The organism is Streptomyces sp. NPDC058796, assembly GCF_042745235.1.
Taxonomy (GTDB): Bacteria; Actinomycetota; Actinomycetes; order Streptomycetales; family Streptomycetaceae; genus Streptomyces.
On the sequence record NZ_JBHYOP010000018.1, the window covers coordinates 17,703 to 37,996 of the forward strand.

At 74.2% G+C, this 20,294-nt stretch carries 17 protein-coding genes; 4 read left to right on the forward strand and 13 right to left on the reverse strand.

Features of this window, described 5'->3' with window-relative positions:
• Positions 1-56: 56 nt before the first annotated feature.
• The 11 genes from ACFW47_RS32500 to ACFW47_RS32550 all read right to left on the reverse strand — a co-directional run bounded on the left by ACFW47_RS32500 (position 57) and on the right by ACFW47_RS32550 (position 11,506).
• The gene (locus tag ACFW47_RS32500) at positions 57-1,901 is read right to left on the reverse strand and encodes an ABC transporter ATP-binding protein (protein ID WP_386307960.1); all 1,845 of its coding nucleotides are present in this window, start codon (positions 1,899-1,901) and stop codon (positions 57-59) included.
• 39 nt (positions 1,902-1,940) lie between these two features.
• A complete protein-coding gene (locus tag ACFW47_RS32505) occupies positions 1,941-2,942 on the reverse strand; it encodes a TauD/TfdA family dioxygenase (RefSeq protein ID WP_386276279.1) in 1,002 nt (333 codons plus the stop codon).
• Positions 2,943-2,999: 57 nt separating this feature from the next.
• On the reverse strand, positions 3,000-4,187 hold the full coding sequence (locus ACFW47_RS32510) for an inositol-3-phosphate synthase (RefSeq protein WP_386276280.1): 1,188 nt from the start codon (positions 4,185-4,187) through the stop codon (positions 3,000-3,002).
• Positions 4,188-4,225: 38 nt separating this feature from the next.
• On the reverse strand, positions 4,226-5,029 hold the full coding sequence (locus ACFW47_RS32515; RefSeq protein ID WP_386276281.1) for a hypothetical protein: 804 nt from the start codon (positions 5,027-5,029) through the stop codon (positions 4,226-4,228).
• Positions 5,030-5,082: 53 nt separating this feature from the next.
• On the reverse strand, positions 5,083-6,300 hold the full coding sequence (locus ACFW47_RS32520) for an FAD-dependent monooxygenase (RefSeq protein WP_386307962.1): 1,218 nt from the start codon (positions 6,298-6,300) through the stop codon (positions 5,083-5,085).
• A 31-nt stretch (positions 6,301-6,331) separates the two neighbouring features.
• Positions 6,332-7,318, reverse strand: a complete 987-nt coding sequence (locus ACFW47_RS32525; protein ID WP_386276283.1) for a beta-ketoacyl-ACP synthase III — start codon at positions 7,316-7,318, stop codon at positions 6,332-6,334.
• Entirely contained in the window at positions 7,315-9,042 is a 1,728-nt protein-coding gene (locus ACFW47_RS32530; RefSeq protein WP_386307964.1) for an acyl-CoA dehydrogenase family protein, read from the reverse strand. Before ACFW47_RS32530 ends, ACFW47_RS32525 begins: the two co-directional genes overlap by 4 nt.
• Positions 9,043-9,144: 102 nt before the next feature.
• Positions 9,145-10,365, reverse strand: a complete 1,221-nt coding sequence (locus ACFW47_RS32535; RefSeq protein WP_386307965.1) for a beta-ketoacyl-[acyl-carrier-protein] synthase family protein — start codon at positions 10,363-10,365, stop codon at positions 9,145-9,147.
• Positions 10,362-10,607 (reverse strand): acyl carrier protein, encoded by a 246-nt coding sequence (locus ACFW47_RS32540; RefSeq protein WP_107479429.1) that lies wholly within the window; start codon positions 10,605-10,607, stop codon positions 10,362-10,364. Before ACFW47_RS32540 ends, ACFW47_RS32535 begins: the two co-directional genes overlap by 4 nt.
• A gap of 153 nt (positions 10,608-10,760) precedes the next feature.
• On the reverse strand, positions 10,761-11,033 hold the full coding sequence (locus ACFW47_RS32545; RefSeq protein ID WP_386307967.1) for a hypothetical protein: 273 nt from the start codon (positions 11,031-11,033) through the stop codon (positions 10,761-10,763).
• 95 nt (positions 11,034-11,128) lie between these two features.
• Entirely contained in the window at positions 11,129-11,506 is a 378-nt protein-coding gene (locus ACFW47_RS32550; protein WP_386307968.1) for a hypothetical protein, read from the reverse strand.
• 190 nt (positions 11,507-11,696) lie between these two features.
• Here ACFW47_RS32550 and ACFW47_RS32555 point away from each other — a divergent pair, with 190 nt between their 5' ends.
• From ACFW47_RS32555 to ACFW47_RS32570, 4 genes are read left to right on the forward strand one after another with little or no spacing between them, the layout of a single operon-like run.
• Positions 11,697-12,548, forward strand: a complete 852-nt coding sequence (locus tag ACFW47_RS32555) for a TetR family transcriptional regulator C-terminal domain-containing protein (protein WP_386307970.1) — start codon at positions 11,697-11,699, stop codon at positions 12,546-12,548.
• A gap of 54 nt (positions 12,549-12,602) precedes the next feature.
• Entirely contained in the window at positions 12,603-13,496 is an 894-nt protein-coding gene (locus ACFW47_RS32560; RefSeq protein WP_386276290.1) for a 3-keto-5-aminohexanoate cleavage protein, read from the forward strand.
• A 44-nt stretch (positions 13,497-13,540) separates the two neighbouring features.
• Complete coding sequence (locus ACFW47_RS32565) at positions 13,541-14,497, forward strand: 3-hydroxyacyl-CoA dehydrogenase NAD-binding domain-containing protein (protein ID WP_386308011.1); 957 nt, start codon at positions 13,541-13,543, stop codon at positions 14,495-14,497.
• Complete coding sequence (locus ACFW47_RS32570) at positions 14,494-14,973, forward strand: thioesterase family protein (RefSeq protein ID WP_386276291.1); 480 nt, start codon at positions 14,494-14,496, stop codon at positions 14,971-14,973. Before ACFW47_RS32565 ends, ACFW47_RS32570 begins: the two co-directional genes overlap by 4 nt.
• Positions 14,974-15,084: 111 nt before the next feature.
• Here ACFW47_RS32570 and ACFW47_RS32575 read toward each other — a convergent pair whose 3' ends face one another.
• Complete coding sequence (locus ACFW47_RS32575) at positions 15,085-17,301, reverse strand: SWIM zinc finger family protein (protein ID WP_386307972.1); 2,217 nt, start codon at positions 17,299-17,301, stop codon at positions 15,085-15,087.
• A complete protein-coding gene (locus tag ACFW47_RS32580; protein ID WP_386307973.1) occupies positions 17,298-20,270 on the reverse strand; it encodes a DEAD/DEAH box helicase in 2,973 nt (990 codons plus the stop codon). Before ACFW47_RS32580 ends, ACFW47_RS32575 begins: the two co-directional genes overlap by 4 nt.
• Positions 20,271-20,294 lie beyond the last annotated feature (24 nt).

The window sequence follows — 20,294 nt, forward strand, 5'->3', positions numbered from 1 at the left end:
GGCACACGCGAAGGGGCCTCCCGGTGAAGTCACCGGGAGGCCCCTTCGCGTGGGGGTTACTGGATGAGCAGCTGGTGGCTGGCCAGCTCCCGGTAGAGGGGGCTGGTGCCGGTCAGTTCCTCGTGGCGGCCCGCGGCGACGACCTCGCCGTGTTCCAGGACGACGATCTGGTCGCTGTCCACGACGGTGGAGAGCCGGTGGGCGACCACGAGCAGCGTCCGGTCGGCGGTGACGGTGCCGATGGCCTCCCGCATCAGGGCCTCGTTGCGGGCGTCGAGGTTGCTGGTCGCCTCGTCGAGCAGCATGATCGGCGGCGCGGCGAGGAAGGTGCGGGCCAGGGCGAGCCGCTGCCGTTCGCCGCCGGACAGCAGGACGCCGCCCTCGCCGACCTCGGTGTCCAGGCCGAGCGGCGCCCGCTCGATGACGCCCAGGAGATTGACCGAGCGCAGCACCTCGCGCATGTCGTCGTCGCTGGCGTCGGGCGCGGCGAGGGACAGGTTGTCGCGGACGGTGCCGGCGAGGACCGGCGCCGACTGCTCCACGTAGCCGAGGCGCCGGCGCAGGTCTCGGCGCGGCAGGTCGCGTACGTCCGTGCCGCCGACCCGCACCACGCCCGAGGTGGCGTCGTAGAAGCGTTCCACCAGGGACAGCAGGGTGGACTTGCCCGCTCCGGAGGGACCGACCAGGGCGGTGCGGGTGCCGCGGGGGACGGTGAGGGACACGTTCCGCAGGACCGTCTCGCCGTTGTCGTAGCCGAAGCTGACCCGGTCGAACTCGATCGCTGGCGGCCGTCCGGCACCGGCCGCGGGTTCGGGCCGGGTCCGCTCCCGCACCGTCAGCGTCCCGGCGGCGGCGCTGTCGGTCTCCTGCGGCAGGTCCACCATCTCCTCGATGCGCTGGAGGGCGCCGAGTCCGGACTGGAGCCGGGAGTAGGCGGTCAGCGCGCGGCCGAGCGGGAACCAGAGCATGAACAGGAACAGGACGAACGCGACCATGTCGCCGACCTGGATGGCGCCGCTGGCCACCCGGGCGCCGCCCAGGCCGAGGACCACGAGGAAGGCCACCTGGATGGTGGTCGACGTGATCGGGTTGATCATCGCCTGGAGCCGGGCGATGCGCATGCCCGCGCGGTACGCCTCCTGGGCGTAGCCGTCGACGGCGTGCCCCTCGCGTTCCTCGGCGCCGCTGGCGCGGATCGTGCGGACGGCGGAGATGGCGCGCTCCACGGCGGACGTCATCTCCCCGATGCGGTCCTGGGCGTCGCGGGAGGCCCCGCGCACCCTGCGGGAGAGCCCGACCACGGCGAGGACGCCGATGCCCAGGCCGAGGGCGGTGGCCGCGAACAGGGTGGGGTCGATCAGGCACATCATGACCGCGGAGCCGCCGACCATGACGACGTTGGTCACGGTGTCGAACAGGCCGGAGGTGACCACCGCGCGCAGCATCGTGGTGTCGGCGCCGACCCGGGAGAGCATGTCGCCGGTCCGGCGCCGGTCGTACTCGGTGATGGGCAGCCGCAGCAGCCGGGCCACCAGCCGGCGGCGGGCGGTCAGGACCAGCCCCTCGGCGGCCCGCTGGAGCAGGTAGTCGCGGACCCCGCCGAGCACGGCGACGACGATGAGGACGCCGATGAGCAGGGCGACCAGCCGGCCCACCGGCCGGTCCGCCTCGATTTCGGTGAGCACGTCGCGGGTGAGCACCGGCTGGCTGAGGGTGAGCAGGGTCACCACCAGCGAGAGCACCGCGACGATCCCCAGCGTCGGCCAGTAGCCCTGGAGATACGGGAACAGGGAGCGCAGTCCGACCTTCCGGGCGGGCGGGGCCGGTGGCCCGGGTTCCGGCACGCTCTTCGCCCCGGCGTCCGGAGCGGGCGGTCGCTCCCTGGTCTGCGTGCTCGTCATCGGACTCCTACTCCTGTTTCACTGCTGGGGCTTCGCCGGTCAGGCGGGCTGTGGCGCGTCTCCGAGCACGTAGCCGTCGGCCGGGCGCATCGCGCGGGAGCGGCGCAGGTCGGTCAGCACGAAGGTGCGCTGGAGCCAGCGGTCGGTGCCGTCGTAGCGGGGGGTGAACTCGGTGCGGCCGTGGACGGTGACGCGGTTGTCGACGATCGCCAGTTCGCCCGGTACGAGGCGGTGGGTGGTCGCGGTGGCGTCGAAGTGGGCCTGGAGCTCCCGCAGGGCCTCGGCGGCGCGCTCGGTGACGGGTTCGGTGGCCGCCAGGTCCACCCGGAGGTCGGGGTCCGAGGGGTCGCCGAGGAGGACGGGGCCGGCGGCCTCGCCGGGTCCGCTCAGGTTGAAGGAGGGCGGGGGCGCGGTGATGAACTCCGGTGCCCACAGGGCGTCCACGGTGCGGTCGGAGAGCAGCGGGAGCACCTGCCGGATGCAGGCGGTACGCAGGCCCGCCCGGCCCGTGGGGTCGGCCCGCAGGCACAGCAGCATCACGAAGTCGGGGCGGTGGTCGTGGAAGGCGTTCTCGTTGTGGAACGTCAGCAGGGTCGAGCCGGCGTTGCCCTGGAACTCCTCCATCCCCGGAACGGGGACGACGTCCTGGACGAGGGCCCCGTTCTTCTCCGGACGGAACGCGCCGGGGTCGCCCAGTCCGCAGGCCACCGTCAGCAGCACGGCGGCGCCCAGCGAGGGTTCGCGCTGCACGGAGCCGTTGACCGCCGGGGTCGGCGGCAGCCCCATGGAGTCGACCGGCAGTCCCCGCAGCAGCATGCCGCCGTCCGGTCCCGAGTCCCGGCGGAACTCGGAGAGTTTCTTGCGCAGGGTCGCGGGCCATTCGTGCCAGGCGTTCCTGGCCGCCTCGACCCATTCGGCGTCGTCGGGCCGCCCGGTCGCCTGTGTGGCGAGTTTCCAGGCTATTTCCTCGACGAGTTCCGCGTCCGACTGGTTCAGCGTCACGTCGTAGCGCGGCGCCGACCGCGCGGCATTCGCAGCCATTGTCTGAGCCTCCGTCCGCAGTCATTTTGTGTGCACTCGTGACGCTATGGGGCGTCGTTATCGGCCGCGTATCGAGTGAGCATGAGCGGAAATCCCGGTTCCGGTGGGCACCGAGCGCGCCCAGCCGACCAGGTCGGCGTACTGCGCCGCCAGGTCGTGCTCGGTGCTGCCGACCGGGTCCTTGAAGAAGAAACCCAGCTCCGGCACCGGCCCGGTGACGCCCCCGCGGTGCGCGAGGGCCATGAACCGGGCCAGGTCGAGCACGAGCGGCGCGGCCAGCGAGGAATCGCAGCCCTGCCAGGTGAACTGGAGGGTCATGCGCGCGCCGAGGAAGCCCTCGAACGTCACGTGGTCCCAGGCGGTCTTCCACTCCCCCAGGTCGGGGACGTGGTGGATGTGCACGCCGCCGTCCACGGGATGACCCAGCTCCGACTCCAGCACCAGCCCCTTGGACGCGCTCTTGCTGACGACGCGCTCCGGGTCGGCGAGGGTCGCGCCGTCGCCACCGCCGAGCAGGTTGGTACCGGACCAGGAGCGCACCCGCAGGGCCCGGCGGGCGAACATCGGCGCGAGCACCGACTTGACCAGGGTCTCCCCGGTCTTGCCGTCGCTGCCGGCATAGGGCAGGCCCTGTTCCCGGGCGAGTTCGTCCAGGGCCGGCAGGCGCGCCCCCGTCGACGGAGTGAAGTCGACGAAGGCACATCCGGCCCGCAGCGCCGCGTAGGCGTACAGGGAGCTGACGGGCAGCGGCCGTTCACCACGTGCCAGCGCCTCGCGCAGCGCCGCCGCCGACGCGTGGGCCGGGTGCGGCGCGGCGGGCGGCTGCGTGGAGGAGACGTTCACCACGACGACCCGCTCCAGGCCGAGGCGTTCCCGGAATCCGGTGAGGTCGGCGACGAGCGCCTCGGTGGCCGCCGCCTGGTCGCCGGTGTCCGCCTCCGGTGGCGCGGTTTGGATCTCGGCGTCGGCCGCGTCCAGTTCCGCGGTCAGCGCGCCCGGCAGGCCCCGGGGGACGACGCCGGCCTCGGCGAGCTGCTCGGCTCGTTTGAGCAGGCCCGTCCCGACGACGTCGTGTCCGCCGAAGACCAGGTCGTCGAAGCCGGGCAGCGGCACGCCGTCGAAGGCTTCGAGCGTGCTGACACAGCCGGTGGCCGGCACCAGTCCGGCCCGCAGCGCGGCGGCGCCGACGACGGTCGTCGTGGCCACCGAGCCCCTGGCGCCCACCAGCCAGATTCCGGTACGCATGGTTTCTCCTCCTGTCTCCCCCGCGCGCGGGGCGTCCGTCAGCTCATGCCTTCGGGGAGCGGGTAGGACAGGAAGTCGCGGTCGAGCTGACGCACGCTGCGCGGCAGCCACTTGACTGCCTCACGGACCACCACCTGACGCGGCAGCGGCTCCTTGACCTCCATCTGGGTGGGCTTGGCGATGGTCTGCAGGGCCCACGCCATCGCGTTGACCGGGGCCATCCGCTCCCAGCGGTGGCGGTTGATGTCCAGCAGCATCATGGAGCGCATGAAGATGAACCAGATGTGGTAGCCGGGCGGCGGGTTGCCGTTCATGGTGTGCACCGGGCGCTCCCGGCGGGGGTCGTAGAGCACGCCCTGGGCGAAGTCCGCGAAGGCGCTGACGATGCCGCGGCCGCCGGGCCGGTAGTAGGTGTCGAAGACACCGAGCTGGGCCTTGGAGAGCACGGCGAGGGGGCCCTTGATGGGGGTGACGTACTCGATGAAGTTGTGCGGGTAGTCACTGGTGGCCGCCATCGCCATCCAGGCGTCGAAGATGGCCCGCTCCCAGCCGTCGCCGAGGGCGGCCTCGATGTCGGTGAACGCCTGCTCCAGCTCCGGTCCCACGTTGTAGAGCGTGGTCTCGTCGAACATGTACCAGAGTTCGTTGGCGCGGCGGTCACCGAGCATGCCGGGTACGTCGGGGAAGTCGTCGCCGCGGCCGCGGTGCGGACCGGCCGGCCGCTCGGCGGCACCCGCCGGACCGGCGCCCAGGAGGCCGCCGCCGGCGCCGAGGCCGACGGCCGCGACGGTGCCGAGGGTGGTGGTCATCAGCCGTCGCCGGCCGAGGTTGTCGTTCGACATGGGTTCTCCTTGGTTCTCTCGCGCGGGCAGGGGTGAAAGCTCGGAGAGGGGGTTCAGTGGGCCGCCGGCGGCAGCGGCGGGAGGCCGGCCTCGGCGTCGTGCCGCTGGATCCAGGACACGTCGCGGACGAGGGACGACATCGTCCCGGTGGACTCGCCGCCGTTCTCCTCGGGCCGCAGCCGCTGCGAGCCGCCGCCGCGGGAGCCGAGCTGGACGCGGGTGGTGTGCGGACGGCGGACGCCGTCGTAGGCGTCCAGCGCGTCCGCGATCAGCCCGCGGCGGGCGGCGGACGAGGACGCGACGCGGGCCGGCGCGTCCAGGCAGTGCGCGAGGACCGCCGCGTCCTCGACGGCCTGGCTGACGCCCTGGCCGTGGTGGGGCAGCATCGGGTGGGCGGCGTCACCGAGCAGAGTGACGGCGCCGCTGCTCCAGCGGGCCAGCGGCTCACGGTCGTACAGCGCCCAGCGCCGGGTCTCGCGCACCGCGGCGACCAGCGACTTGACGTCGGGGTTCCAGCCGTCGAAGCGGGCGGCCAGCTCGTCCGGTTCGCCACGAGCGCTCCACGACTCCAGCCGTCGGCGCGGGTCGGGCACGACGGCCACGAAGGTGAGGAACTCCCCGCCGCGCACCGGGTAGACCAGCATGCGGGCGTCCGGCCCCGCCCACACCAGCAGGGTGTCGCCGGGCAGGGCGGGCACCTGATCGCGGGCGACGATGCCGCGCAAGGCGCTCTGGCCGGAGAAGACGGCGGTGTCGGGCCCGGCGAGCGTGCGGCGCACCAGCGAGCGGGCCCCGTCCGCGCCGATCAGCACGTCGGCCTCGGCGGTGGAGCCGCCGGCGAACTCCAGCCGGACCTCGCACCCGGTCTCGGTGAACCGTTCGAGCCGGTGCCCCGCCCGCACGACGCGGGACGGCAGCGACTCGGCGAGCACGGTGTGCAGGTCGGCCCGGTGGATCGTGTAGTACGGCGCCCCGAACTCGGCCAGCCACTCCTCCCCCATCGGCTGCCGCACCAGGGTGCCCCCGTGCGACCAGTCCCGCACCTCCATCGCCGTGGGCCGTACGCCGAGCGCGCGCAGCCGCTCGCCAAGGCCCCAGCGCTCCAGGAGGCGGCTGCCGTTGGGGCCCAGGTGCATGCCCACGCCGGTCTCCCTCGGTACCGGCGCCTGCTCGAAGACGCGTACCTCGTGGCCTTTCCGGGTGAGGGCGAGGGCGGCGACGAGTCCGCCGATGCCCCCGCCGACGACCGCGATCCGCAGCTTCGGCACCACGTTGTCCCTTCTGCTCGTGGGCTCGGTCCGGTCAGCTCCGCTGGTCCTGCACGGGTTCGGCGCCCGACCAGACGACGGCGGCGGAACCCCAGGTGAGGCCGCCGCCGAAGGCGGTCAGGAGCAACCGGTCCCCGGAGCCGATGCGCCCCCCGGCCGCGGCGTCGGCCAGCGCGAGGGGAATGGAGGCGGCCGCCGTGTTGGCCACGTCCGCGATGTTCGACACCACCCGCTCCCGGGGCAGACCGAGGCGCTTGGCCACCGAGGTGAGGATGCGGAGGTTCGCCTGGTGTCCGACGAAGGCGTCCACGTCCGCCAGGTCCCAGCCCGCGCGCGCGGCCGCCGAACGCGCGGACTCCGTCATGGTGGTCACGGCACGGGCGTAGACGTCGCTGCCCCTCATCGTGAGGTACTCGCCCTGCGGCGGGATGGTGATCAGGTCGTCGCCGGTGCCGTCGCTGCCGAGTTCTGTGTGGAGCACCGCGCCCGGATCGCCGGTCCGGCCGCGCTCGAGGAGCACGGCGCCCGCTCCGTCGCCGAAGACCACGGCCGTGCCCCGGTCGCCGGGATCCACGATCGAGGAGTAGACGTCCGCGCCGATGACCAGAGCCCGCTCACAGGTGCCCGCGGTGATCATCGCGTCCGCCACGGACAGCCCGTACACGAAGCCGGAGCAGACGGCGGACAGGTCGAACGCGGCGGCCCGCAGCCCGAGCCGGGACGCCACCCGGGGGGCGGTGGCGGGGCAGCGCCGGTCCGGTGTGGTGGTGGCGAGGAGGACGAGGTCGCAGTCGTCACGTCCGGCGGACTTCAGCGCGGCGGCCCCCGCGGTCGCGGCGAGGTCCCCCGTGGTGGTCCCGGCGGACACGCGGTGACGGCGTTCGATGCCGGTGCGGCTGTGGATCCAGGCGTGGTCGGTGTCCAGGTGCCGGGAGACCTCCTCGTTGGTGACCACGGTCTCCGGCAGGCAGGTCCCCAGACCGGTGACGACGGCGCCGACACGGTCGTTCGTCGCGGTCACGCGCGTACTCCTGCCTGGACGGCGCCGGGGGCGGGACCGGTTGCGGCGTGGGCCGCGGCCGCGTGCCGTTCGGCGAAGTCCGGATGGGCGATGGGCGCGCTGATCAGTTCCTCGGGCACCGCCAGTTCCCGCAGCAGCGCCTCGGCGTCGAGTGAGGCGCCGGCCGCCTCGTGGCGGGCCGCCTCGAAGCCGAGGAGCGCGTCCTGGCCGAGGATCCCGGCCCGCAGACCGGTCAGCGCGTGTTCCAGCACGCAGGCCGCCGCGTACTGCCCGAGCAGCCGCTCGGACAGCGGGGTCGCGGCGTGCCGGGCCCAATGGCCGATCGCCAGCGTCTGGTGGACGGCACGGCTCCACCGCGCGCTGGCCTCGCCCGCTCCGTCGCGCTCCACCCGGTCGAGCAGGGTGTCGCAGACGGCCCGGAGCACCCGGGCCGCGTCCAGGCGCGCGGCCCCGGCCACCGCCTCGTCGAGCACCTTGTCGAAGTCCTCGCGGTGGCGCAGGGCGAACCGGGTCGCCTGGTAGCCGAGGACGGTGTTGTCGCCGCCGAAGGTGACGGCGATCTCGTAGTCGTGCAGCAGGGGCGCGATCTGGTTCGCGTCGTGGTAGCCGAGCCCGCCGCACAGCTCCCGGGTCTCGGCGAGGGTGTGCCGGGCGTCGCCGGTCGAGCCGGACTTCCCGCAGGAGATCAGTGCGTGCAGCACCTGGTCGCGGGCCGGCGCGCCGTGTGCGCTGCGGGCCACCGCCAGGTCCGACAGCGCCGCCATGGCGTGCCGGGCGGCCAGCGAGCGGCCCACGGCGGCCGACAGCCGCATGCGGTAGTGCTCGTGGCCGAGCAGCGGCCTGCCGAAGGTCTGCTTGACGGCCGCGAACCGGGTGGTGATCGCGCAGGCGAGCAGTTGCGCGTACGCCGCGCCCACCGAGGGAAAGAGCCGCTCGTGTGTGAAGGTGGCCAGGCACTCCTCGAACCGCCGGTGGCGCGGCAGCGGGGAGCGGTAGGTGCCCTCCCCGTCGATCGACGCCCAGCGGTTCATCAGGGCGGAGAGCGGGAGCCGGTGGTCGGTGAAGGTCAGTACGCCGGTCTGGTTGGCGGTGACACCGCCCTTCGGTTCGGCCCGCCCGATGCGCACGCCGGGCAGCACCGCACCGTCCGCCCGCAGCGGAACACGCAGCCAGTGGTGTCCCTCGTCCCGCCCGCCGACCTCCAGCCGGCTCAGCACCATGGCCACGTCGCCGGTGTGCAGGCTGTTGCCGGTCCACACCTTGCTGTCGGCCGGCCGGGGGGTGTTCAGCACCAGGGACCGGTCCTGCGGGTCGTACACCGCGATGGTCCGCACCTGCTTCAGGTCGGAGCCGGCGAGCAGTTCGGAGCCTGCGAAGCAGTACATCCGCTCCATCGAGTCGATCTCCGCCGCCCAGGAGTCCAGTTGCTCCGGACCGGCGTGGCTGAGCAGCGCGTCACCGGCGATCTGGTGCGACACCAGAACGTTGAGCAGGGACAGGTCGTACGCGCCGATCCAGCCCATGGTGCGCAGGAACTCCGGGAAGCGGGCGCTGTCACCACGCCCCAGCCAGAGGGAGTTGGCCGCGAACCCGGCCCCGTTGAGCAGCCGCGCCCGGCGCAGCGTCAGCAGGCTGTAGTCGAGGAGGGTCAGGCCGTCCGGTCGGATGGTGGCGAACTCGGGCCCGGAGAGGACACGGGCCAGTTCTTCTTCGCGTTGCGTCATGGACTCTCCAGGGATGGCCGCTCGGACCGGGGCGATGCGACGGGGTGCCGGCCGGCCCGGCAGTGCGGCCGCGCGTTGTGGGGGGGGCGGCGTACGTGAGGGTCAGGCGGCGTCCAGCACCAGGGCGCAGTTGCTGCCGCCGAACCCGAAGGAGGTGCTGACGGCGACGCTCCCTCCGTGCCGGCGGGGGCCGCCGAGGACCAGGTCCAGCTCGGGCAGGCCGGGATCGGCCCGCTCGGTGTGCGCGATGGGCGGCAGGATGCCGCTGCGCAGGCTGCGCAGGGTCAGTACGGCCTCGATGGCGCCGGCCGCGCCGAGGGTGTGGCCGAGCAGGCCCTTGTTCGCGGTGACGGCCGGGCCGTGCGGGAAGAGGCGGGCGATGAGCCGGGCCTCCGTCCGGTCGTTCTGCGGGGTGGAGGTGCCGTGCGCGTTGACGGAGGTCACGTCCCCCGCCGACATGCGCGCAGCCGCCAGCGCCTGCTCGACGGCTGCCGCGGCGCCCGCGCCGTCCGGGCGGGGGGCCGTCGGGTGGTGGGCGTCGGAGGTGTCGGCGTGGCCCAGCAGCCGCCCCAGCACCTCCGCGCCCCGGGCGCGCGCCTTGGCCGGCTTCTCCATGACGACGGCCGCGGCGCCCTCCGAGATCACGAAGCCGTCGCGGTCGGCGGCGAACGGCCGGGACGCGTCGGTCGCCTTCTGCTCCGACAGCGCGCCCATGCGGGCGAACCCGGAGACCACGAGGGGGGTGACGGCGGCGTCCGTTCCGCAGGCGACGACCGTGTCGCACGCACCGGCGTCCAGCAGGGTCTTGCCGAGCCCGAACGCCGAGGCGCCCGAGGCGCAGGCGGCGGCCACGGTGTGTGCCGGCCCGGTGATCCCGTACCGCGCGCCGATGGTCCCGGCCGCCATGTTGATCAGGGCCCGGGGATGCAGATACGGCGAGACCATGCCCGCACCCTGCCGCTCCATCCGCCGATGCTGCTCGTCGTGCGTGGTCACGCCCCCGAAGGCACTGCCCACGACGACACCGACCCGGCTGCCGTCCCAGCTGCCCGGATCGAGCCGCGACTGGGCCAACGCCTCCTCCACCGCCGCCAGGGCGAACCGGATGAAGGGATCGGTACGGGCGGTCCCGCGCCCGGTCAGCTGCCCCGGCCGCAGCGCGGGCACCCGCAGACTGTGCCAGACTCCGGTACCGGCCAGCGGCTCCGGGTCACCGCTCTCCAGGGAGTCGGCGGCACACATCGCCTCCCAGGTCGAGTCGGCGTCGGTGCCTGCCGGCGTCACCAGTCCGGCACCGGTGATGGCGACGGGCCCCTCGGTCACGCCGCTTCCAGACCCGCGCCGGCCAGCGAGACGACTTCCCCCACGGTGAGATCCGCGACCCGCGTCTCCTCACCGCCGAGGTCCACGCCGGTCTCCTCCTTGATCCGCACGATCAGCTCGGCCACGGCCAGCGAGTCCAGCTCCAGGTCCCGCAGCAGGGCGCCGTCCGCGATCTCCGCCGGGTCCACTTCCAGGTCCTCGGCCAGAATCCCGTGCACAACCGACTTGGGGTCCGTACTCATGGGCGTTCACCTCTGGGGCTCAGGGTTGATTCGACACCTCGAAACGAGATCGGGCTCCACTGTGCTGGCGTCGGATATGGGGGTCCTATCGCGCCGTTATCAGGGTCCAGGGGCGGACGGGGAACGCCGGGAGTCCCCGGCGGTTCGCGGTGTTCAGGGGTTGGCGTGCACCTGGACGGCGACCCGGTCGAAGCGGCGGGCCGCGAGGTCCTGACGGGTGATGGTCCAGTACAGGATCGACATGGGGAACCCCACCCACTGCGCCAGCAGGACCCAGTCGTCGGGGTCCGTGACCAGGAGCGCGTACCGGTGCGTCGAGTACCTGTCGTCGTCGATGTGCGGCAGCGTCGTCAGGTCGTGTGCACGGGCGTGCGGCCGGGGGCGCCGCCGGCCCCGGCGACCTCGCTCACCAGGTCGGGGGTCCATCGCGTGCGTGCCTGGCCGGACGCCTCGGACCGGGACCCGGGGCTTTGAGGACGTTGTCCGTCAGCGTGGTGAGCCAGGTGGTGGCGTCCGGCCGGTCAGGGGGTGGCGATCGCGTGCAGCAGGTGCCCGAACCGGGCGAGCACGTCGGCCGGTGCGTCGCGGTAGACGACGAGCCGGGCGGCGTCGCCGGCCTCGGAGCTCCATCCCGGCGGCAGGTCCGCGACGGCGGCGACGCACTCGTCCGGCCAGTTGCCGCCGGCGGACACCAGCTTCCCGGCTGTTGTGGACCGTACGTCGTCCAAGGCGGCCAGGACCTCCGGTCCCGTGCCCCGCAGGACGTACCCGACCGCGCCGTCGAAGGCCTGGCACGACCTCAGTGGCGCGAGGCAGGTGCGTAAGGCGGTCGCGAGGCCGGCCGGTGTGCCCGTCGGAGGCTGAGCGGCCCTGGCCTCTTCCATCTCGTCCTGCGGCATCCGGGGATGCCTACCGAGGTCCGGGGCGGGCCCCGATGCCGGGCATCGCGTCGGCGTGCGGCGGATCCGCGCAGGGACGTCACTCGCCTGACTTACACGTAAGTCAGGCATCTCAATCACGTCGCCCAGCAGCTGATTGACCACCCATCCGTGTTGAGTTTTCCGCTACACCCGCCTAGGGTCGTGCCCCGTGGAAACCGACGACGCCCTCGAAGGCACACCGACCACCGCCAGCCGCGTACGCGAGGTCATCGCGGCCGCGGGTGTCAGCCAGCGCGAGTTCGCGCGCCGGGTCGTCATGGATCCGTCCAAGCTCTCGCGTTCGCTGAGCGGTACCCGCCGCTTCACGGCCGCGGAGCTGGCACGGATCGCCGACGAGGGCAGGGTGGACGCGGGCTGGCTGCTCGGCACCCGGCCCCGCGAGAAGGACCCGGCGCCGGCCGCGGGCGTCGAGGGCGGGCGGCCGCTGCAGATCGTCCGCGAGACGGTCCGGCTGATCGCGGAGCACGGCTTCCACGCCGTGCGGGTCGCCGACATCGCCCGCGCCTGCGCCACCAGCAGTGCCGCGATCCACTACCACTTCCCCGGCCGCGCGGAGCTGCTGGAGGCGGCCGTGCGCTGGTGCATGGACGAGGACACCGCGCGGCGTGCCGCCCGTCTCGCCGAGGCGGACGACGCGGCCGAGGAACTGCGCCAGCTCATCGCGCTGCAGACGCCGCGCACCGAGCAGCAGCGCCGCCAGTGGGCGGTGTGGCTCGACCTGTGGGCCGAGGCGGCGCGCTCCACGACGGTCGGCCGACTGCACTCCGAGTACTACCGGCAGTGGCGGGAGACCGTCGCCGACGTCGTACGCCGAGGTGTCGGACAGGGCGTGTTCCGCGCCGGGGTCGATCCGCGGGCGGCGGCACTGACGCTGACCGCGCTGATCGACGGCCTGGCGACGCACGTCCTCTCGGTGAGCGGGCCGTCGTCCGCCGCGGCCGCGGCCGCGATGCACGCCGCACTGACCGCCCACGTCAACCACACGATCCTGGCTCAGTAGGCCAGAGGCCACCGAAGTCCCGTACCCGCCCCTGCCCTTCCGGGAGGCCCCCGCATGCCCATGACCGAGAACGTCATCATCACCTGCGCGCTCACGGGCGCCGGTGACACCGTCCGCAAGAGCCCCCACGTCCCCGTCACCCCGGAGCAGATAGCCAGGAACGCCGTGGAGGCGGCCGCCGCCGGAGCGGCCGTCGTCCACATCCACGTACGCGATCCGCAGACCGGCGATCCCTCCCGCGACCCGAAGCTGTACCGGGAGGTCGTCGAGCGCGTCAAGGAGACCGGCACCGACGTCGTCATCAACCTCACCGCCGGCATGGGCGGCGACCTGGTCATCGACCCGGACGACCCGCTGACCCACCTCCCCGGCACCGACCTCGTCAGCGGTCTGGAGCGCCTCCCGCACGTCGAGGACCTGCTGCCCGACATCTGCACGCTGGACTGCGGCTCGCTCAACTTCGGCGACGGCTCGAACCTGTACGTCTCGACGCCCGACATGCTGCGCGCGGGCGCGCGGCGCATCCAGGAACTGGGTGTGCGGCCCGAGCTGGAGATCTTCGACACGGGTCAGCTCTGGTTCGCCAAGCAACTGCTCGCCGAGGGCCTGCTCGACGATCCGACCGTGTTCCAGCTGTGCATGGGCATCCCGTGGGGCGCTCCGGCGGACCCCGGAGTGCTCCAGTCGATGGTCAACATGCTCCCCGACGGCGCGCGTTGGGCGAGCTTCGCGCTCGGCCGGATGCAGATGCCGTGGGTCGCGCAGTCCATCCTGCTCGGCGGGCACGTCCGCGTGGGCCTGGAGGACAACCTGTACCTCGGCAAGGGCAACAAGGCAACCAACGCCCAGCTCGTCGAGCGGGCCGTGACCATCACCGAGTCGATCGGCGCACGCGTCGCGACACCGGACGAGGCCCGCGCCGCACTCGGCCTCAAGCCGCGCAAGTAGCCCGAAGCGACGACGAAGGATCAGCACTCATGACCTCATCCGAGATGATCTCGCCGGAGAACGTACGCCGCGTCGCCTGCGTCGGCGCGGGAGTCATAGGCGGCGGCTGGGTCGCCCACTTCCTGGCGCGCGGCTACGACGTGACCGCCTGGGACCCGGCGCCCGACGCCGGGCAGAAGCTGCGCCGCCTGGTTGACGCGGCGTGGCCGGCGCTCACCGCGCTCGGTCTGGCCGAGGGCGCGTCGGCCGACCGGCTCACCGTGACCGACACCCTCGAAGAGGCCGTGGCCGACGCCGAGTTCGTCCAGGAGAGCGCGCCCGAGAAACTCGACCTCAAGCGCGACCTGCTGGCCCGCCTGGACGCGGCGACACCACCCGGCGTCGTCATCGCCTCCTCCACCTCCGGGTATCCGATGACCGACATGCAGACGGCGGCCGCGGACCCGTCGCGCCTCGTCGTCGGCCACCCGTTCAACCCGCCCTATCTCATCCCGCTCGTGGAGGTCGTCGGGGGCGAGCGCACCGACGCGACGGCGGTCGCCTGGGCCTCCCGCTTCTACGAGGCCGCGGGCAAGTCCGTGATCACGATGGACGACGAGGTACCGGGCTTCATCGCCAACCGTCTCCAGGAGGCCCTGTGGCGCGAGGCGCTGCACATGGTCGCGAACGGTGAGGCGACGGTCCGGGACATCGACCTGTCGATCACCGAGGGTCCCGGGCTGCGCTGGGCGGTGATGGGGCCGATGCTGACCTTCGCGCTCGCGGGCGGCGAGGGCGGCATGGCGCACATGCTCGACCACTTCGGCCCGTCCCTGAAGTCACCGTGGACGCGCCTGGAAGCGCCCGAACTGGACAAGGATCTGTACGACGCCGTGGTGGCGGGCTGCGACGAGGCGGCGGACGGCCGCTCCATCGCGGACCTCGTGGCCGAACGCGACCGGGGCGTCATCGAGGTACTGCGCGCCACCGGCCGCCTGGACCGTACGGAGGGCTCGCGATGATGAAGCTCCCTCTGCTCCACAGCACGGTCCGCCCGGAGTGGATCGACTACAACGGCCACATGAGCGAGGCCTTCTACGTCCTCGTCTTCGGTCACGCCACGGACGCGCTGATGATCGAGACGGGCCTGGACTCCGGCTACCGCGAGTCCACGGGCTGCTCCCTCTACACGGTCGAGTCCCACATCCGCTTCCTCCGGGACGTGCCCGAGGGCGCCCGTCTGGCCATCCGCACGCGGGTGCTGGGGGCCGCGGCGCGCAAGGCACGCTTCGTGCACGAGATGTACGTGGTCTGCGGACCGGAGTCGGAGCCGCCGCCCGACGCGGCGCCGGTGGCGACGACGGAGCTGCTCGCGGTCCACGTCGACCAGCAGGCGGGCCGGGCCACCGAGCTCCCTGACGCGGTCCGGCGCCGCTTCACGGAGCTGACCGAACCGGCTCCTGAGTGGGCGGGGCGCTCGATCGGCGCCGTGGCCTGACGGGGAGGACCTCGACGCCCTGGCCGCTCGGGGAAACGCGGGCGTCGAACGCGTCCGGCAACCCGCTCGAGAGGGGCCTCTCGCATCGTCGGTCGAGCCACGGGCAGCGGGTCACATGTCGCCGGACGCGCCCAAGCCGGTCAGGGCGCCCACCGGATCGAGGTCGGGGGTGCCGCGCGGCCACCAGTCGTCGCGGCCGGGCTCCGACTCGTAGGCGTACCACAGCCCGGTGCGGCCGAGCCGTATCTGGACGTGGCCCTGGGGGTGGGTGAGGCGGTTGCGCCAGGGGCGGAAGGCGGGGAGGTCGGCGGCGAGCAGCAGCGGGCGGGCGCGGTCGAAGCGGCCGGCCGGCGGGTCCCAGGCCTCCTCCAGGACGTCCAGGGCGTCGAGTCCGCCCTGGCGCCAGGCGGCCACTGCGCGGGCCAGCTCCGCCGTGTCCCGGCCGGCGGCTCCGGCGAGGGACGCGTACAGCGCCCGGGTGCCGGCGGTGAGGCCGGAGCCGGGGCGGGCCGCGGCGAGTCGGACGGCGTCCTGCCACAGCGTCAGCCCGCCGACCGGGTCGCGGCCCGTGGTGAGCAGGGCGTGGGCGCGGGCGGCGGCGTCGGTGGCCAGCTGGTCCAGTGCGAAGGGGTCCGGACCGCCCGGGGCCGCGGGGTAGGCCGGGGGCTGTTCGGGGTGCGGGGGCTCAGGCAGCGGCGCCGGGAGCGGTGGCGGCGTGCGCGCCGCCAGAACGTCGGTGGCGCGCACGCCGGGCAGCGGCGCCGGCCCTCGGTCCTGGGCGGCGCGTGCGGTGCGGGCCGCGTTTCTCCGGGACAGGTCGTCGAGCAGGGTTCTTTCGCCCCGGCCGCGCAGCAGGAGCAGCACGAAGGGGTCGGCGTCGAGCAGGCGTGCCGTCTGGTAGCAGAGCGCCGCGGCGTGCTTGCAGGGGTGCCCGGAGTCGGGGCAGCTGCACTGCGGAGCGAGATCGCCGGGGCCGGGGAGCAGGGGGACGCCGCAGTCGGCCAGGGAGTGCGGCAGCTCCTTGTCGAGCAGGGCGGCGATGTGCCCGGGTCGCTCGACGGCGGCGTCCAGGAATCGCTCCCAGTCGGTGTCGCCGAGCGTGCGCAGCCGCACCTGGACCCGGTACGGCCGGGGACGGCTGCCTTGCACGTAGGCGAGGACCAGGCCGGGGGTCACGGTGATCGCGTCGACGTTGCCCCGCTCGGCGTACCCACGCCCCCGGGCGAGCCGCGCGGTGTCCAGGGCGCCCTCCTCCAGAGCGGTCACCCAGGCGTTGCCCCACCAGGTCGCGGCGAAGCCGTCCTGCGCCGACGACCGGGGCGGCAGGGCGGGGAAGGTGCGGCGCAGCTCGCCGTCCCGGTCCGGGGCGGCCATGGAGCGGGGCGTGCGGGGCCGCGCGGGCGGCTCGGAGGGTGGGGTGCGGAGGGCGTCACCGTGCACTTCTCGGTGCGGGGTCCGGCTCGGGGCCGGGTGCGCGGGCCGGTGCGGCGGGCCCTCCGGCACCGTCGGGGCGCGCTCCGGGACCGGTGCCGACGGGTGCCGTCGTGGCGAGGGGTCGGACGGCGAGGGGGGCGTGGCCTCCCCCGCGGCGTCCGCCTCCGGAGGCAGGCGGAAGGCGCCTGCGGCGAAGTCCCGTACGGCACGGGCACGGGCGGCGGCGCTGTCCGCGCCGCCGGTCCGCTGCGGAGCACGGGCCGGTTGGGCCGACCGTCGCGACGTCGCCGTCCCCTTGGCCGCCGGGTCCGGCCTCGGCTGCCGGCGAGCCGCCCGCAGCGCCTCACGCGCCGCGTCCGCGGGCCGGCTCTCCGCCGCGTGGTCGGAACGGTCCGCCGGGGTGGTGGCACTCGCCGCGTCCGCAGTGGACGGCCGGGCGGGCCGGGCCGCCTCTTCGGGTCGGCCCGCTTCCGTTCTCCGGCTGCCGGGCGGGTCCGGCGGGCCGTCCGGGTCAGCGTCGGGTGGCCCAGCGGTCCCGCCTGTGGCGCGGGCGTTGCGCAGTGCCTCGCGTGCGATGTCCCCGGGGCGCGGCCCGGTGCGCTCCCCGCTTCCCGTGGCGTCGGGCTGGAGGTGGGTCTGGGACTGGGCGTGGGAATTCCCGCCCTGCTGCCGGGCCGGCTCGCGGGCCGCCGGGCGCTCGCCCGTTCCGGTGCCGGCGACCGCGTCGGTGTCCGCGTCGGTGTCCGTGTCCCTGTTCGGGTCCCAGTTCGTATCCCTGTTCGCGCCCGTGCTCGTATCCGTGTTCGTGTCGGCGGTGGTGGGCCGGGGCTCCTCGTCGCGCTCACGGGCCTCGCGCAGCGCGCGGCGGGCCTCGTCGGCGGGGCGGGGGGTCATGACGGCCTCCGCAGGGACACCAGGTCGGACAGTTCACGGGCCGTCAGTTCGGTGAGCGCTGCCTCTCCGGTGCCCAGCACCGCGTCGGCCAGCGCCCGCTTGGAGCGGAGCATGTCGGCGATGCGGTCCTCGACGGTGCCCTCGGTGATGAGTCGGTGGACCTGGACGGGCTGGGTCTGGCCGATGCGGTAGGCACGGTCGGTGGCCTGCTCCTCGACGGCCGGGTTCCACCAGCGGTCGAAGTGCACGACGTGACCCGCGCGGGTGAGGTTGAGACCGGTCCCGGCCGCCTTCAGGGACAGGACGAGGACGGGAGTCGCCCCGCTCTGGAAGCGGTCCACCATCCGCTCGCGCTCCGGAACCGGCGTACCGCCGTGCAGCAGGTCGACGGGGACCGCGCGGGCGAGCAGGTGGGAGGTGATCAGACGGGCCATGCCGACGTACTGGGTGAAGACCAGTACCGAGCCGTCCTCCGCGAGCACCGTGTCCAGCAGCTCGTCCAGGAGGGCGAGTTTGCCGGAACGAGCGGTCAGCCGGTGGTGGTCGGAGGTGCCCGGCGCGTGTTCCTCCTTCAGGAACAGCGCGGGATGGTCGCAGATCTGCTTGAGCGCGGTGAGGAGTTTGAGCACCAGACCACGGCGGCCCATGCCCTCGGCCGCTTCGATGGCGGCCATCGACTCGCGCACCACCGCCTCGTACAGCGCGGCCTGTTCGCGGGTCAGTGGGACGGGGTGGTCCGTCTCGGTCTTCGGCGGCAGCTCCGGGACGATGCCCGGGTCGGACTTCCTGCGGCGCAGCAGGAAGGGGCGGATCAGACGGGCGAGGCGGTCCACCGCCTCCTCGTCCTCGCCGTTCTCCACCGCGCGGGCGTGCCGGGCCCGGAAGGACTTCAGGGGACCGAGGAGGCCCGGGGTCGTCCAGTCGAGCAGCGCCCACAGCTCCGAGAGGTTGTTCTCCACCGGTGTGCCGGTGAGCGCCACGCGGGCGGGGGACGGGATGGTGCGCAGGGCCTTGGCCGTCGCGGAGTACGGGTTCTTGACGTGCTGCGCCTCGTCCGCGACGACCATGCCCCACTGCCGCCCGGCCAGGGTCGCCGCCGCCGATCGCATGGTGCCGTACGTGGTGAGGACGAAACCACCGGTCAGGTCGTCCAGGGTGCGGTCGGGTCCGTGGAAGCGGCGGACGGGGACGCCGGGCGCGAAGCGGTTGATCTCCCGCTGCCAGTTGCCCAGCAGGGAGGCCGGGCAGACCACCAGCGTCGGCGAGGTGCGGTCCCGCTTGAGATGCAGGGCGATGACGGTGACCGTCTTGCCGAGGCCCATGTCGTCGGCGAGGCAGCCGCCGAGGCCGAGGGATGTCATGAGGTGGAGCCAGGCCAGGCCGCGCAGCTGGTAGTCACGGAGGGTGGCGTGGAGCCCGGGCGGTGGCTCCGCGGGGCTCACCCCGGCCGTGAGGCGGTCTCGCAGAGCGGCCAGCGCGCCGACCGGTACGACCTCGACCGTCTCGCCGTCGGCCTCCGCGCTGCCGGTCAGGGCGACGGACAGCGCGTCGACCGGGTCGAGCAGGCCGAGGTCGCGCCCCCGGGCGCGGCGGACGAGGGCGGGGTCGACCAGGACCCAGCGGTCGCGCAGCCGCACGACCGGGCGGTGGGCCTCGGCGAGGGCGTCCATCTCGGCCTCGGTGAGCGGGTCGCCGCCGATGGCCAGTTGCCAGCGGAACTGGAGCAGGTCCTCGCTCTCGAAGAAGCCGGTGCCGTCCGTCGCCGAGCCGGGCGCGGGCCGGACCACGGCGGTGGCGGTGAGGTCCTGGGCGAGGTCGCGGGGCCAGTGCACGGCGACCCCGGCGGCGGAGAGACGGCCGGCCGCCACGCCGAGCAGGTCGGTGACCTCCTCCTCGGACAGAGGGAGGACGTCGGGCACGTCCTGCTCGGTGAGCCGGTCCAGCGGCGGCCAGACCCGCGCCGCGCGCCGCACCGCGAGGGCCGCGTCCACGCGCGCGCGGGGACCGAACGCCGCGTCCGCCGCCCCCGACCACAGGTCCGCCGCGTCGGCGACGAGGGTGGGGTCGGCGAGGCTGTGCACCTGCACGACCGCCGCCCCGGCGTTGCGCGCGCCGCCGTCGCCGCCGTCGCCGCCACCGTGCCCGTCGAAGAGGTCGTACGCCGACAGATCGAGACGCAGGGAGATCCGCACGCCCGCGTCCATGCCGGCGGCGACCTCGGCGGCCCAGTCGTGGGCGCCCGGCATCGGCTGGGCCGCCCGGCCGGCGAAGGGCCGGCCGCAGGCGTGGGGCGCGGCAGGGGTGCGCGGCAGGGTGTCGGCGACCGCGTCCAGGAAGGCGCGGACCAGCGCTTCCGGCTCGGGCAGCCTGATCGGGCCGGGGCCGTCCAGCGGGACCGCGTGTCCTTCCGGGGGCATGGCCGCGGCGACCGCCCGCAGGTGTGCGACGTCGTCGGGGTCGAGCGGGCCGGCCCGCCAGGCATCGTGCCCGGTCGGCGTCAGGCCGGGCAGCAGACGGCCGCGCGCGGTGAGCCGCAGGGCGTGCAGGGCGGCGGCCGCCCAGCAGGCGGTGGCGGGGTGGGCGGCCGGGTCGTGCCGGGCCCGCACCAGCAGGGGGAGGGCCTCGGTGAGCGGGAGCGAGAGCGCGGGCGCCGTCCTGCGCCGCGCCCCGGCGCCGTGCCGTCGCACGACGGTGAGCTCCGTGAGCCGGGCGGGCGGCGGCTCACCCTGCCGGGGGGCCGCTTCGGCGGCGGGCCCGTCCCCGGCCCCGTACCACGTGAACGCCTCGGTGTCGGAGCCGTCGCCGGAGTCCCAGAACGCGATCCGCCCGTCCCGCGGGAGCGGTGCGGGCAGGAAGACGGCGGCGAGCCGGACGGGGACGAACGGAACGGCGTCCTCCGGCCGCCCGGTCCGCCCGAGCCCCTCGGCTCGTCCGGCGACCGGCGTGCCCGCCACGGCCACGTCGCTCATCCGTCCTGTCACCTCCCGCCCGTC

Coding starts and splice junctions, on each gene's coding strand:
- ACFW47_RS32560 (WP_386276290.1), top strand. CDS start 12,603: ATGCCCATGACCGAGAACGTCATCATCACCTGCGCGCTCACGGGCGCC.
- ACFW47_RS32575 (WP_386307972.1), bottom strand. CDS start 17,301: ATGACCCCCCGCCCCGCCGACGAGGCCCGCCGCGCGCTGCGCGAGGCC.
- ACFW47_RS32515 (WP_386276281.1), bottom strand. CDS start 5,029: ATGTCGAACGACAACCTCGGCCGGCGACGGCTGATGACCACCACCCTC.
- ACFW47_RS32510 (WP_386276280.1), bottom strand. CDS start 4,187: ATGCGTACCGGAATCTGGCTGGTGGGCGCCAGGGGCTCGGTGGCCACG.
- ACFW47_RS32580 (WP_386307973.1), bottom strand. CDS start 20,270: ATGAGCGACGTGGCCGTGGCGGGCACGCCGGTCGCCGGACGAGCCGAG.
- ACFW47_RS32530 (WP_386307964.1), bottom strand. CDS start 9,042: ATGACGCAACGCGAAGAAGAACTGGCCCGTGTCCTCTCCGGGCCCGAG.
- ACFW47_RS32500 (WP_386307960.1), bottom strand. CDS start 1,901: ATGACGAGCACGCAGACCAGGGAGCGACCGCCCGCTCCGGACGCCGGG.
- ACFW47_RS32570 (WP_386276291.1), top strand. CDS start 14,494: ATGATGAAGCTCCCTCTGCTCCACAGCACGGTCCGCCCGGAGTGGATC.
- ACFW47_RS32505 (WP_386276279.1), bottom strand. CDS start 2,942: ATGGCTGCGAATGCCGCGCGGTCGGCGCCGCGCTACGACGTGACGCTG.
- ACFW47_RS32540 (WP_107479429.1), bottom strand. CDS start 10,607: ATGAGTACGGACCCCAAGTCGGTTGTGCACGGGATTCTGGCCGAGGAC.
- ACFW47_RS32550 (WP_386307968.1), bottom strand. CDS start 11,506: ATGCCGCAGGACGAGATGGAAGAGGCCAGGGCCGCTCAGCCTCCGACG.
- ACFW47_RS32565 (WP_386308011.1), top strand. CDS start 13,541: ATGATCTCGCCGGAGAACGTACGCCGCGTCGCCTGCGTCGGCGCGGGA.
- ACFW47_RS32545 (WP_386307967.1), bottom strand. CDS start 11,033: ATGGACCCCCGACCTGGTGAGCGAGGTCGCCGGGGCCGGCGGCGCCCC.